General features: G+C 72.2%; 10 protein-coding genes. 5 read left to right on the top strand and 5 right to left on the bottom strand.

Annotation, left to right across the window (positions count from 1 at the left end):
• The first annotated feature begins 18 nt into the window (after positions 1–18).
• From AB0F13_RS16025 to AB0F13_RS16015, 3 genes are all read left to right on the top strand, one after another.
• Positions 19–708 carry a hypothetical protein gene (locus tag AB0F13_RS16025; protein WP_362081614.1) on the top strand — a complete coding sequence of 230 codons (690 nt, stop codon included), beginning with the start codon at positions 19–21 and terminating at the stop codon, positions 706–708.
• Between the two features lie 43 nt (positions 709–751).
• Positions 752–1,609 (top strand): thioredoxin domain-containing protein, encoded by an 858-nt coding sequence (locus AB0F13_RS16020; protein WP_362081418.1) that lies wholly within the window; start codon positions 752–754, stop codon positions 1,607–1,609.
• Positions 1,610–1,717: 108 nt separating this feature from the next.
• Positions 1,718–3,382, top strand: coding sequence for an alkaline phosphatase D family protein (locus tag AB0F13_RS16015; protein ID WP_362081415.1), 1,665 nt, complete (start codon positions 1,718–1,720; stop codon positions 3,380–3,382).
• Between the two features lie 130 nt (positions 3,383–3,512).
• On the opposite strand, the gene AB0F13_RS16010 is transcribed toward AB0F13_RS16015, so the two are convergent.
• On the bottom strand, positions 3,513–4,103 hold the full coding sequence (locus AB0F13_RS16010; protein ID WP_362081412.1) for a dienelactone hydrolase family protein: 591 nt from the start codon (positions 4,101–4,103) through the stop codon (positions 3,513–3,515).
• A gap of 145 nt (positions 4,104–4,248) precedes the next feature.
• On the opposite strand from AB0F13_RS16010, the gene AB0F13_RS16005 reads away from it, so the two are divergent.
• Positions 4,249–5,352: a mechanosensitive ion channel domain-containing protein gene (locus AB0F13_RS16005; RefSeq protein ID WP_362081409.1), complete on the top strand. Its 1,104-nt coding sequence runs from the start codon at positions 4,249–4,251 to the stop codon at positions 5,350–5,352.
• Between the two features lie 25 nt (positions 5,353–5,377).
• Here AB0F13_RS16005 and AB0F13_RS16000 read toward each other — a convergent pair whose 3' ends face one another.
• From AB0F13_RS16000 to AB0F13_RS15985, 4 genes are all read right to left on the bottom strand, one after another.
• Complete coding sequence (locus AB0F13_RS16000) at positions 5,378–6,970, bottom strand: Na+/H+ antiporter (protein ID WP_362081406.1); 1,593 nt, start codon at positions 6,968–6,970, stop codon at positions 5,378–5,380.
• A gap of 81 nt (positions 6,971–7,051) precedes the next feature.
• Positions 7,052–7,993 carry an RluA family pseudouridine synthase gene (locus AB0F13_RS15995; protein ID WP_362081403.1) on the bottom strand — a complete coding sequence of 314 codons (942 nt, stop codon included), beginning with the start codon at positions 7,991–7,993 and terminating at the stop codon, positions 7,052–7,054.
• Positions 7,994–8,045: 52 nt separating this feature from the next.
• Positions 8,046–8,621: a signal peptidase II gene (gene lspA, locus AB0F13_RS15990; RefSeq protein ID WP_362081400.1), complete on the bottom strand. Its 576-nt coding sequence runs from the start codon at positions 8,619–8,621 to the stop codon at positions 8,046–8,048.
• 64 nt (positions 8,622–8,685) lie between these two features.
• Positions 8,686–10,473, bottom strand: coding sequence for a TraR/DksA family transcriptional regulator (locus AB0F13_RS15985; protein WP_362081397.1), 1,788 nt, complete (start codon positions 10,471–10,473; stop codon positions 8,686–8,688).
• A 439-nt stretch (positions 10,474–10,912) separates the two neighbouring features.
• Here AB0F13_RS15985 and ileS point away from each other — a divergent pair, with 439 nt between their 5' ends.
• A complete protein-coding gene (ileS, locus tag AB0F13_RS15980) occupies positions 10,913–14,047 on the top strand; it encodes an isoleucine--tRNA ligase (RefSeq protein WP_362081394.1) in 3,135 nt (1,044 codons plus the stop codon).
• Positions 14,048–14,127: the final 80 nt, after the last annotated feature.

Here is a 14,127-nt window from a genome sequence, read left to right as displayed (position 1 = left end):
GTGGCAGACTTCGGCGTCATGGAGGGGACGGGAGCCGGCTACAGGGCAGTGCGCGCCGCGCTGTTCACCGCGCTGTGCGTCACCCTCTCCGCGGCCTCCCATGTGCTGCTGTCGCGCATGCCGTTGCCGCTGTCGACCATCGCCGTGCTCTCGGCGGTGTTCTTCGCCCTCGCCTACGCGCTCGCCGGCCGTGAGCGCGGCTACGGGTCGATAGCCGCGCTGCTCGTCCCGCTGGAGCTGGCCGCCGACACGGTCTTCACCGCCGGTCAGCACGCCTGTTACGGGCAGTCCGGCGGCCCGGTCGCGGGACCGCTGCGCTCGATGGGCGTCGATCTGGTCTGCCGGGGCGGCGACTTCGGCACCCCGCTGGCCCGCGTGGCCGCCCAGGGCGGCTCCAACCCCCTCGCGAGCAGCGCCGCCCCGCACTCCGCCACCCCCTGGCTGCTGCTCGCCGCGCATGTCGCGGTCGGGATGGTTGCCGCCGCCTGGCTGCGGCGCGGCGAGGTGGCGCTGACCCGGCTGCTGCGGGCGGTGGCCTCGTTCGCGTTCCGGCCCCTGCTGGCGGCCGCCGCGGCGCCCGGCGCGTACACCCGTTCCCAGGGCACGCCCCCGCGGCCCGTACGCGACACCCTCCCGGCCCGCGCGCTGCCCCTTCTCGGCCACTCCGTCGTACGGCGGGGACCGCCGTTGTGCCCGGCATCCCGCTGAGCACACCACCGGTTCCCTTCCCGTACCCCCACGGAGCGACATCATGAGCAACCGCAACAACCCGCAGAACAAGGCCGCCGCGCGCGAGCGGCTGCGCGCCGAGCGCGAACGCCAGGCGAAGAAGGACAAGACGCGCCGTCAGCTCCTGGTCGCCGGGGCGATCGTGGCCGTCCTCGCGATCGCGGGCGGCGTCGGCGTGGCCCTCACCAAGGCGACCGACGGCAGCAAGAACAACAAGGTCAGCAGCGAGGACTGGGAGACGGCCGCCGGCAAGCGCGACTTCAAGCAGCCCGCCAACTCCACCGGCGACAAGGGCACCACGGTCGCCATCGGCAAGCAGGACGCGAAGAACACCCTCGAGGTCTTCGAGGACATGCGCTGCCCTGTCTGCTCGGGCTTCGAGCAGAACGTCGGCGAGAGCGTCCTGAAGGACATCAAGGACGGCAGGTACAAGGTGCAGTACCGGATGGGCACCTTCCTTGACCGCAACCCGATGATCAAGGGATCGGGCTCGAAGAACGCGCTGAGCGCGCTGGGCGCGGCCCTGAACGTCGGCCCGCAGGCGTTCCTGGACTACAAGAAGGCGCTGTTCGACAAGAAGAACCACCCCGACGAGCGGGACGACGCCTTCTCCGACGACGCCAAGCTCCTCTCCATAGCCGGGGAGGTCAAGGAGCTCAAGGGCAACGCCGCGTTCGAGAAGGACGTCAAGGACGGCACCTACGACAAGTGGGCGCTGGAGATGTCCGCCAGCTTCGACACCTTCGTCGGGCAGGGCAAGGATCTCCAGGGCACCCCGGGCCTCAAGCTCAACGGCAAGGTCCTGGCCAACCAGCAGGGCCAGGCGCCGCAGGTGGCGGAGGAGTTCAACTCCCTGGTGGAGAAGTCGCTCAAGAAGTAGCCGCCCGGCGCGCGGAGTTGTCCGCGCGCCGACGGGTGGGCGAACACTCGGGATTTCGCCCGCCCGTGGCCTTACCGCCGGTCCTACCGGCCAGTAAAGTGACGGCTCGTGACATTCCACCACATATCGCGCCGCACTGCCGTTACGGCCGCCGCGGCCTCCGCCACCGCCGCCCTGCTGCCGCTGGCCTCCGCTCCGGCCGCACTGGCCGACTCCGCTGCCCCGGCCGGCTCCCCCTCCGCCTTCCTGCACGGCGTCGCCTCCGGTGACCCGCTGCCCGACGGCATCCTGCTGTGGACCCGCGTCACACCCACCCCCGACGCCGTGCCCGGCTCGGGGCGCGGACCGGCCGTCGAGGTCACCTGGGAGGTGGCCGAGGACGCCGCGTTCGCCCGGGTCGTCGCCCGGGGCACGGTCACCGCGTCCGCCGCCACCGACCACACCGTCAAGGCGGACGTGCGCGGGCTGCGCCCCGCCACCGGCTACTTCTACAGATTCACGGTCGCCGGCGGCGCACAGAGCATGCACTCCCCCGCCGGCCGCACCCGCACGGCCCCCGCCCGCGGCGCGGCCACGGCAGGCATCCGCTTCGGCGTGGTCTCCTGCGCCAACTGGGAGGCGGGCCACTTCTCCGCGTACCGCCACCTCGCCGACCGCCGCGACCTGGACGCGGTCTTCCACCTCGGCGACTACATCTACGAGTACAAGTCCGGCGAGTACCCCGCCGCCAAGTACGTCGTGCGCCCGCACGCCCCCGCCCACGAGATCGTCACCCTGGCCGACTACCGCACCCGCCACGGCCGCTACAAGACCGACCCCGCCCTCCAGGCCCTGCACCACGCGCACCCCGTCGTGGCCATCTGGGACGACCACGAGTTCGCCAACGACGCCTGGACCGGGGGCGCGGAGAACCACACGCCCGGCGCGGAGGGCGACTGGGCGGCGCGCGTGGCCGCGGCCAAGCAGGCCTACTTCGAGTGGATGCCCGTACGCCCCTCCGTCGAGGGCACCACCTACCGCCGGCTGCGCTTCGGCACCCTGGCCGACCTGCACCTGCTGGACCTGAGGTCCTTCCGCTCACAGCAGGCGAAGGCCGGCAGCGGCGAAGTGGACGACCCCGAGCGCACGATCACCGGCCGTGCCCAGCTGGACTGGCTCAAGGAGGGCCTGGCGGCCTCCGACACCACCTGGCGGCTCGTCGGCAACCCCGTGATGATCTCGCCGGTGGCCTTCGGCGCCCTGCCCGCGCACCTCCTGGAGCCGCTCGCCGAACTCCTGGGGCTGCCGGCGGGCGGCATCACGATCAACGCCGACCAGTGGGACGGCTACACCGACGACCGGCGGGAACTGATCACCCACCTCGCCGACCGCGCCATCCGCAACACCGTCTTCCTCACCGGCGACATCCACATGGCGTGGGCCAACGACGTGCCGAAGAAGGCCGCGACCTATCCGCTGTCCTCGTCGGTGGCCACCGAGTTCGTCGTCACCTCCGTCACGTCCGACAACCTCGACGACCTGCTGCACGTGGCACCGCACACGGTGTCCCTGGCCGCCGCCACGGCCATCAAGGCCGCCAACCGGCATGTGAAGTGGCTCGACATGGACTCGCACGGCTACGGCGTCCTCGACGTGACCGCCGAGCGGGCCCAGATGGACTACTACGCCCTGTCCGACAAGAGGGACCCGGCCGCGACGTCCTCCTGGACCCGCTCCTACCGCACCCGCTCCGGCACGCAGCGCATCGAGCGCGCGGACGCCCCGGTGCGCTGACACGGGGCGCCGCCCCGGACTCCGGTCCTCAACCGCCGGACGGGCTGGCTGTGCTGTGTCCTCGATCGCCGGACGGGCTCGTATGGAGCCCGTCCGGCGATCGAGGCGGGCCAGGGGCTCGTCCCACCGGTCACGCCTGCGCGAGCTCCGCCAGGAAGCCCAGCGCGACGGCCCACGTGGTCCCGGCCGCCTCCGCGTCGTAGTCCGCCAGCTCCGGGTCCGTGAAGATGTGCCCCGCACCGTGGTAGCGGTGGACCTCCACATCCGCACCCGCCCGCTGCATCCGCAGGTACCACGCGTTGAGCCAGTCGTGCGGCTCGAAGGGGTCCGGGTCCGCCACGTGCAGCTGTACGGGCAGGCCGTCCACCGCCGCGTCCTCGGCCAGGTCGGACGTGCCGTGCAGGAGCAGCAGCCCGCGCGCCTTCTCGTCGCCCAGCGCCAGGTTCTGCGCGATGGAACCGCCGAGCGAGAACCCCGCGTAGACCAGACCCCGGTCCGACAGCGGCGCGGCGGCGGTCACGGCGCGGCGCAGCAGCTCCTCCCGGCCGATCTCGTCCTTGATGGCCATGCCGTCCTCGACGGTCTCCGCCGTCCGTCCCTCGTAGAGGTCCGGTACGTGCACCTCGTGCCCGGCCGCGCGCAGCCGCTCGGCGGCGGCGTGGACCGCGGGGCGCAGCCCGTAGGCCGAATGGAACAGGAGAATCGTGGTAGGGGACGCCACTGGGGTCACTTCCTTAAAGCTGTGGGAGCACCTCCCAGCGTGAGCTGGGGAAGCGTGGAACCCATCGTGCCAGTTACGGTCGGAAGGGGCGCCCACCGCACGGGGCCCGCCCGGGCCCGAGCCGCAGGCAGGAGCGGAGCTGCCCATGGAGCACATACTGCGTCCCCTGGCGGTCCTCGGCGGGGCCGTCCTGATCACCCTGATCGCCGGCTGGGCCGCCGATCAAACCGTGCGCCGGATCGGCGCCCGGCACCCGGAGACCCCGCTGTGGGGGCTGCTGGCACGCTGCCGGATGCCGCTGCGCGTGGTGCTGTGCACGGCACTGCTGCGCGCGGGCTACCGCTCGGCCGAGCTGCCCGAGGAGCACGACGCCGCGGTGGAGCAGGTACTGAACCTGATACTGATCGGGGCGTGCGCCTGGCTGGCGGTCCGGGTGGCCACGGCGGTGGTGGAGTCCGGCTACGCCCGCTACGCCGCGGGGGCCCAGGACCCGGCCCGGGTGCGCCGGGTACGGACGCAGGTGACGCTGATCCAGCGGGTGGTCACGGCCGCGGTGAGCGTGGTGGCGATCGCGGCGATGCTGCTGACCTTCCCGGCCATGCAGGCGGCGGGGGCGTCGGTGCTGGCCTCGGCGGGCGTGATCGGGATCGTCGCGGGCATCGCCGCGCAGTCGACGCTCGGCAACCTCTTCGCCGGGCTGCAGATCGCCTTCGGCGACATGGTGCGTATCGGTGACACGGTGGTGGTCGAGGGCCAGTGGGGAACGGTGGAGGAAATCACGCTCACCTATCTGGTGGTGACCACCTGGGACGAGCGGCGCGTCACCATGCCGGTGTCGTACTTCACCAGCAAGCCGTTCGAGAACTGGTCGCGCAGCAACCCGCGGATGACCGGCACGGTCTTCTTCCACCTGGACCACTCGGCCCCCATGGACCTGATGCGCGACCGGCTCCACACGGTGCTCAAGGAGTGCCCGGAGTGGGACGGGCGGGCCTGGTCCCTGGTGATCACCGACACCACCCCGTCCACCATCCAGGTCCGGGCGCTGGTCACCGCCAAGGACCCCGACGACATCTGGACGCTGCGCTGTGTGGTGCGTGAGGCACTTGTGGCGTGGCTGCGGCGGGAGCACCCGTACGCGCTGCCGCGGATCAACACCGCGACCGCCCCGGGCCTGGAGGAGGCCCCCGACCGCCGGCAGACCCCGCCGACCGGCGAGGACATCGGCCCGGGACCGGGCACGACGTAAGGGGCGGCGGCCGGAGCCAGCCGCTTCAGAACCCGCGCAGGGTGGGTTCGTCAAGATGCCGCAGCACCCGGTCCACCACCTCCGGGTCCACCCCCGGCTCACTGCGTGCCGTCAGCACCTCGCGCCGCGCCGCCGACAGCAGCTCCCCCTGCACCCGCTGGAGAGTCCGCAGCCGCTCCACGCGCTGCGCGTGTGCCTCGCGGCGCTCCTCGTCGACCATCTCCGGGCTGATCCGGGCACCCATGTCGTAGGCGCGCCGGCCGAGCAACTCCATCATGTCCTCGGGAAGATCCTCTTCCTCCACGATCTGCCACAGGCGGTGCTTGGCCGCCTTCGCCGCCCGGGCGGCCAGTTCCCGCTCCAGCTCCCGCCTCGCGTCGGAGTCGGCACGCACCCCCAGCGCCTTGACCAGCCAGGGCAGGGTCAGGCCCTGGACGACGAGGGTGGCGATGATGACGGCGAACGCGATGAAGAGGATCTCGTCACGGGCGGCGAAGGGGGTCTTGTCGTGCATGGTCAGCGGGAGGGCCAGGGCGAGTGCCACGGTGGCCACACCGCGCATCCCCGACCACCACGTCACCACCGTCTCGCGCCAGCTCAGCAGGATCTCCTCGTCGACGTCCCGGCGCTTGTGCAGCTTTCTGGCCAGCCACGCGGCGGGCAGCAGCCACAGCAGCCGTACGCCCACCACCACCGCGACGACGGTGCCGCCGATGCCCAGCATCTCGCCCCAGCGGCCGGAGGCGGTGCTGATGGCGTTGTGGAGCTCCAGGCCCACCAGGCCGAAGGCCGCGCCGGTGACGAGGGTGTCGACGACCTCCCAGAAGGTGTGCCCGGCCAGCCGCCCCAGGACGTCGTCGGGATCCGTCGCGTACTCGGCGAGGAAGAGCGCGGTGGTCAGCACCGCGAGCACGCCGGAGCCCTTGAACTCCTCGGCGAGGACGTAGGAGACGAACGGCACCAGCAGGGTGAGGCCGATCTGGAGCGTGGCGTCCCCGAGGACGTCCATCAGCCGCTTGGTGGCCCAGCCGAGCGCGAGGCCGACCGCGACGGCCACCACGGCGGACAGCACCAGCGCGCCGACCGCCTTCGGCAGCGAGAAGCTGCCGCTGACGGCGGCCGCGACGGCCACGTGGTAGAGCACGATCGCGGTGACGTCGTTGAAGAGCCCCTCGCCCTCCAGGATGGAGACCAGGCGCCGCGGCAGCCCCAGGGAGCCCGCGACGGCGGTGGCTGCGACCGGGTCGGGCGGGGCCACGAGCGCACCCAGCGCCACGGCGGCGGCCAGCGAGATCCCGGGCACGATCGCGTTGGCGACGGTGGCGACGGCCGCGGTGGTGACGAAGACGAGCGCGACCGCCAGCAGGAAGATCGGCCGCCGGTTGGCCGCGAACTGCCGCCACGAGGTGCGCTGGGCGGAGGCGTAGAGCAGGGGCGGCAGCACCAGCGGGAGGATGAACTCCGGCGGGATGTCGACGTTGGGCACGAACGGCAGCAGCGCGAGGACGATCCCGCCGATCGTCATCAGGACCGGGGACGGCACCCCCAGCCGGTCCCCCAGCGGCACCGTGACCAGCGCCCCGAGCAGCAGGACGAACAGCAGGGCGAGCTGGTCCACGGATACCCTCCGGGTGGGTCGGTGCGGTGGAACAGACCTCCAGCCTGCCTCACTCGCTCCCTACCCGCCCCACGGGGCCCGTTACGAGCTCTCGGCCCGCACCGTGTCCAGGGCGTGCTGCAGGTCGTCGGGGTAGGCGCTCTCGAACTCCACCCAGCTGCCGTCACCGGGGTGCTCGAAGCCGAGCCGCATGGCGTGCAGCCACTGGCGGGTGAGGCCCAGCCGCTTGGCGAGGGTGGGGTCGGCGCCGTAGGTGAGGTCGCCGACGCAGGGGTGCCGGTGGGCGGCCATGTGCACGCGGATCTGGTGCGTGCGGCCGGTCTCCAGCTTGATGTCGAGGAGGCTGGCGGCCCGGAACGCCTCGATGAGGTCGTAGTGGGTGACCGACGGCTTGCCCTCGGCGGTGACCGCCCACTTGTAGTCGTGGTTGGGGTGGCGGCCGATGGGGGCGTCGATCGTGCCGCTCATCGGGTCCGGGTGGCCCTGGACCAGCGCGTGGTAGCGCTTGTCGACCGTGCGCTCGCGGAACTGCTGCTTGAGCAGGGTGTAGGCCCGCTCGGACTTGGCGACCACCATCAGACCGGACGTGCCGACGTCCAGACGGTGCACGATGCCCTGGCGCTCGGCGGCACCGGAGGTGGAGATGCGGTATCCGGCGGCGGCGAGCCCGCCGATCACGGTGGTGCCCGTCCAGCCGGGGCTGGGGTGGGCGGCCACGCCGACCGGCTTGACGATCACGACGATGTCGTCGTCGTCATGGACGATCTCCATGCCCTCGACCGGCTCGGCGACGATCTGCACCGGCGCGGGCGCCGCGGGCATCTCGACCTCGAGCCAGGCGCCGCCGGTCACCCGGTCGGACTTCCCGGCCTCGGCCCCGTCGAGCTGGACCTTGCCCGCGGCCGCCAGCTCGGCCGCCTTGGTGCGGGAAAAGCCGAACATACGGGCGATCGCGGCATCGACGCGCTCGCCTTCGAGGCCGTCGGGAACGGGAAGGGCGCGGATCTCGGGAATGGTGCTCACCCGTCGAGTATGACGGACGGGCACGGCGCCCCTGTCCAGGGCCTTCCCGCGCTCAGTCCTTGTGCACGGTTCCGTCCGGGTCCAGGCCCCGGAAGGAGAGGATGACGATCAGGAAGCCACCGCACACGATCGCGGAGTCGGCGAGGTTGAAGACCGCGAAGTGGGCGGGGGCGATGAAGTCCACCACGCCGCCCTCGAAGCCGCCGGGCGAACGGAAGAGCCGGTCGGTGAGATTGCCGAAGGCGCCGCCCAGCAGCAGGCCGAGCGCGATCGCCCACGGCAGGCTGTAGAGCTTGCGGGCGATGCGGGCGATCGCCACGATCACGGCGGTGGCGATGACCGTGAAGACGATCGTCATCGCCTCGCCGATGCCGAAGGCCGCGCCGCGGTTGCGGATCACCTCGAACTGGAGCCAGGTGCCGATCACCTGGATCGGGTCGTGGTGCTCCAGCTGGGCCACCACGAGCAGCTTGCTGCCCAGGTCGAGGAGGTAGGCGAAAGCGGCCACCGCGAGCAGCACCGCGATGCGCCGCCTGCCCCCGGCTCCGCTCTTCCCGCCGGCCGTCGCCGTCGCCCCGGTGGGCCCGGTGGGCTCGGTGGGTCGTCCGGCCTGTTCCGCCTCAGTCACGTGAGTCCCTGGATGTCGTCCCTGCTGGCTGAGGACGAGGGTACGGCACGCGGTGCCGGGAGGTTCAGCGACGTTCCTGCCGCTGCTTGCACTCCACGCACAGCGTGGCCCGGGGAAACGCCTGCATACGCGCCTTGCCGATGGGTTTGCCGCAGTTCTCGCAGAGGCCGTACGTACCGGCGTCCAGGCGCTCCAGCGCCCGCTCGGTCTGTTGCAGCATCTCGCGGGCGTTGGCGGCCAGGGCCAGTTCGTGCTCCCGGGTGATGTTCTTCGTGCCGGTGTCCGCCTGGTCGTCGCCGGCGCCGTCGCCCGAGTCGCGCATCAGGCCGCTGATCGCCTCCTCCGAGGCCGCGATCTCGGCCCGCAGCCGCAGGACCTCGTCCTGCAGCCCGCTGCGGGCCTCGGTCACCTCCTCCGGTGACCAGGGTTCCTCACCCGGTCGTACGGCCAGCTCTCCCGGCCCCGCAGCGGCCGTGCGCGCTCCCGGCACCTTGTTCGCGGTCTTCTTCGCAGCCACGATCCTGGCTCCCGTCTCCTCAGCGGGCACCGCCGTGGGGGCCGGTGCGGACTTCTCGGCCGTGCCGGCCGTTTCGGCCGGGGCGGCACTCTTCCCTGCGCCCTTCCCGGCGGACGCAGCTCCGGCCACCGTGGCCTCCCCGCCGGTCGCGCCCCCCACCGCCGCCCCCTTCCGGACGCCCGCGGCACGGGCCACCGTGGCAGTCTTCCCCGCCGCGACGCTTTTCTCCGCCGATGCCGACTTTTTGGCCGGTGCCGGTTTTCCACGGGGGGCCGCGGCTGTGACGGGGGCCGCGGCTTTGCCGGAGGCTGCGGCTTTGCCGGGAGCCGCTGCTTTGGCGGGAGCCGCCGCCTTGGCAGGAGCCGCCGCCTTGGCAGGAGCCGCTGCTCTCCCAGAGGCCGCTGCTTGGGCGGGGGCCGCGGCCTTGCCGGAGGCTGCCGCCTTGCCGGGCGCCACCGCTTTCCCGGGGGCTGCTGCTTTGCGGGGGGCCGCTGCTTTGGCGGGAGCCGCTGCTTGGGCGGGGGCCGCCGCTTTGGCCGAGGCCGCGGCCTTGCCGGGGGCTGCTGCTTTGCGGGGAGCCGCTTCTTTGGCGGAAGCCGCCGCTTTGCCGGAGACCGCGGCCTTGGCAGGAGCCGCTGCTCTCCCAGAGGCCGCTGCTTGGGCGGGGGCCGCGGCCTTGCCGGAGGCTGCCGCCTTGCCGGGCGCCGCCGCCTTGCCGGGCGCCGCCGCCTTGCCGGGCGCCGCCGCCTTGCCGGGTGCCGCCGCTTTGCCGGAGGCTGCCGCCTTGCCGGAGGCTGCCGCTTTGGCAGGGGCCGCCGCCTCGGCAGGTGACGGCTTCTTGGCGGCCGCCTTCCCGGCGGGAGTCGCCTTGGCCGGGGCCGCCGCCTTGCCGGAGGCCGGCTTCTTGGCGGGGGCCGCCTCTCTGACGGCCGGCTTCCGGGCCGAAGCCACCTTCTTGGCAGCCGCCTTCTCCGCAGGTCCGCCCCCGGCGGGTGCGGCCTTCTTACCGGCAGCCCTCGCGGCGGACGCCGCCTTGGCGGGAGTGGGTCTCTTGGCCGGCGCGGCCTTCGCCGCAGGCGCCCGCGCAGGGGTCCGCTTCTTCGGGGCGGGGGTCTTCGGCGTCGTCTTCTTCGCGGGCGCAGCCTTGCCGGCAGGCTCGTCCTTCCCCGACGGGGACCGCTCGGCGGAGGACGCCTTGCCCGCCGACGCGGGCTTCTTCCTGGCAGCGGCAGCACCGGCGGCGGCAGGCTTCTCCGACGGCGCGGCCCTCTGGGCCGCCCCGGTCCTCCTCGCCGCAGAAGCGGCAGTGCGCTTCGCCGCCGACTTCTCCGCCATGGCCGCGACCCCTTCACATTTTATGATCTTGCGCGCACATCGTGCGGGAACGATAAATCGGCTCACGGCACGCAGCAACGGGGCTCGCCGGTCTCCGCCGTCGTGCCCCGCCTCCGGCCCCGTAATCGGTGGGCTGGCGTCCGCTCGGGCCCGTACACTGGGCGGCAGCGAGAGGCGTGGAAGGGACCAGTAGCGTCGTACGCAGCCATGAGCGACCCGGGGACGGTGCGAGCCCGGGGGTGTGCGCGGCGTGAAGATCAGCCCGGAGCCGCCGGAAGAACGCCCCGAGGGGTCAGTAGAACCGGCATCGCGATCCCAATGAGGGGGCCGGAGGCATCCGCCTGCGGCCAAGGAGGGTGGTACCGCGGGAAGCGCAGCGCAGAGCGCGTTCTCGTCCCTCCGACGGACAGCGCAAGTGACGTCCCGCCGGAGGAAGCCGATGACGCAGTACCGCCAGGTACCCGCACAAGTGGATCTGCCCGCGCTCGAGCACGCCGTGCTCGAATTCTGGCGCGAGAGCAAGACCTTCGCCCGCACCCTCGAACAGTCCGAGGGCCGCCCCGAATGGGTCTTCTACGAGGGCCCCCCGACCGCCAACGGCATGCCCGGTGCGCACCACATCGAGGCCCGCGTCTTCAAGGACGTCTTCCCTCGCTTCCGCACCATGCAGGGCTACCACGTCGGCCGCAAGGCCGGCTGGGACTGCCACGGCCTGCCGGTCGAGCTCGCGGTCGAGAAGGAACTCGGCTTCAACGGCAAGCAGGACATCGAGAAGTACGGCATCGCCGAGTTCAACGCGAAGTGCCGCGCGTCCGTGACCCGGCACACCGACGCGTTCGCCGAGCTCACCACCCGCATGGGCTACTGGGTCGACCTGGACGACGCGTACCGGACCATGGACCCCGAGTACGTCCAGAGCGTCTGGTGGTCGCTGAAGGAGATCTTCAACAAGGGCCTGCTGGTCCAGGACCACCGCGTCGCCCCCTGGTGCCCCCGCTGCGGCACCGGCCTGTCCGACCACGAGCTGGCGCAGGGCTACGAGACGGTCGTCGACCCGTCCGTCTTCGTGCGCTTCCCGCTGACCTCCGGCCCGCTCGCGGGCGAGGCGGCGCTGCTGGTGTGGACGACCACCCCGTGGACGCTGGTCTCCAACACGGCCGCCGCCGCGCACCCCGATGTCACGTACGTCGTCGCCACCGACGGCAACGAGAAGCTGGTCGTCGCCGAACAGCTGCTGGAGAAGGCCCTCGGCGAGGGCTGGACCGCCACCGGTCAGTCGTTCACCGGCCGCGAGATGGAGCGCTGGGCCTACCGCCGCCCGTTCGACCTGGTCGAGCTGGAGGGCGCGAACTTCGTCGTCAACGCCGAGTACGTCACGACCGAGGACGGCACCGGTCTGGTCCACCAGGCCCCCGCCTTCGGTGAGGACGACCTCAGGACCTGCCGCGCCTACGGCCTGCCCGTGGTGAACCCGGTCCGCCCGGACGGCACGTTCGAGGAGGGCCTCGGCCTCGTCGGCGGCCAGTTCTTCAAGAAGGCCGACGAGAAGCTCGTCGCGGACCTCTCCGAGCGCGGCCTGCTCTTCAAGCACGTCGCGTACGAGCACAGCTACCCGCACTGCTGGCGCTGCCACACGGCGCTGCTGTACTACGCGCAGCCGTCCTGGTACATCCGGACCACCGCGATCAAGGACCGGCTGCTCCAGGAGAACGAGAAGACCAACTGGTTCCCGGAGTCCGTCAAGCACGGCCGCTTCGGCGACTGGCTGAACAACAACATCGACTGGGCGCTCTCCCGCAACCGCTACTGGGGCACCCCGCTGCCCATCTGGCGCTGCGAGGAGAACCACCTCACGTGCGTCGGTTCGCTGGCCGAGCTCACCGAGCTCACCGGCACCGACCAGAGCGGGCTCGACCCGCACCGCCCGTACATCGACGACGTCACCTTCACCTGCACCGCCGAGGGCTGCTCGCGCGCGACCGTCCGCGTGCCGGAGGTCATCGACGCCTGGTACGACTCCGGCTCGATGCCGTTCGCCCAGTGGGGCTACCCGCACAAGAACAAGGAGCTCTTCGAGCAGCGCTACCCGGCGCAGTTCATCTCCGAGGCCATCGACCAGACCCGTGGCTGGTTCTACACCCTGATGGCCGTCGGCACGCTCGTCTTCGACAAGTCGTCGTACGAGAACGTCGTCTGCCTGGGCCACATCCTCGCCGAGGACGGCCGGAAGATGTCCAAGCACCTGGGCAACACCCTCCAGCCGATCCCCCTGATGGACCAGCACGGCGCCGACGCCGTCCGCTGGTTCATGGCCGCCGGCGGCTCCCCGTGGGCCGCGCGCCGCGTGGGCCACGGCACGATCCAGGAGGTCGTCCGCAAGACGCTCCTCACCTACTGGAACACCGTCGCCTTCCAGGCCCTCTACGCCCGTACGTCCGGCTGGGCCCCCTCGGCCGCCGACCCGGCGCCGGCCGGCCGGCCGCTGATCGACCGCTGGCTGCTCAGCGAGCTGAACGCACTGACCGACCAGGTCACGCAGGCCATGGAGGCCTACGACACCCAGCGCGCCGGCAAGCTGCTGTCGTCCTTCGTGGACGACCTGTCCAACTGGTACGTGCGCCGTTCGCGCCGCCGGTTCTGGCAGGGCGACGCGGCCGCGCTGCGTACGCTGCACGAGGTCGTCGAGACCGTCACCCGGCTGATGGCGCCCCTGGTGCCGTTCATCACCGAGCGGGTGTGGCAGGACCTGGTCGTCCCGGTCGACCCGCAGGCCCCGGACTCGGTCCACCTGGCCACGTGGCCGAAGGCCGACGCGGCGCTCATCGACCCGGCGCTGTCACAGCAGATGCTGCTCGTCCGGCGCCTGGTCGAGCTGGGCCGCGCCACCCGCGCCGAGTCCGGCGTCAAGACGCGTCAGCCGCTGTCGCGCGCGCTGGTCGCGGCGGCCGGCTTCGAGGCGCTCGGCGAGGAGCTGCGCGCCCAGATCACCGAGGAGCTGAACGTCTCCTCGCTCGCCTCGCTCTCCGAAGTGGGCGGCTCGCTGGTCGACACGACGGCCAAGGCCAACTTCCGTGCCCTGGGCAAGCGGTTCGGCAAGGGCGTCCAGGCGGTGGCCAAGGCCGTCGCCGCGGCGGACGCGGCGGCTCTCTCGCTCGCGCTGCGCGAGGGTACGGCCTCGGTGGTCGTCGACGGTGAGACCGTCACGCTCGGCCCGGACGAGGTGATCATCACCGAGACCCCGCGCGAGGGCTGGTCCGTGGCCTCCGACTCGGGCGCCACCGTGGCGCTCGACCTGGAGATCACGCCGGAGCTGCGGCGTGCGGGCCTCGCCCGTGACGCCATCCGCCTGATCCAGGAGGCCCGCAAGAACAGCGGCCTGGACGTGGCGGACCGGATCGCGCTGCGGTGGGCGTCCACGGACGCCGAGACCACGACGGCGCTCGACGAGCACGCGTCGCTCATCGCGGACGAGGTCCTGGCGACGGACTTCGCTTCCGGCGAGGGTGACGACACGTTCGGGGAACCCTTCACCGACGAGGGCCTCGGACTGACGTTCCGCCTCCGTAAGGCCTAAGCAGACGGGTGACCCCCCGGCGCGCTCCGCGCCGGGGGGTTTCGTCTGCCATGACGCTGCCGGGCGATCGGGGGCGGGAG

Source organism: Streptomyces sp. NPDC026206, from assembly GCF_040638465.1.
Taxonomy (GTDB): Bacteria; Actinomycetota; Actinomycetes; order Streptomycetales; family Streptomycetaceae; genus Streptomyces.
This window is presented reverse-complemented; position numbering and strand designations above follow the sequence as displayed.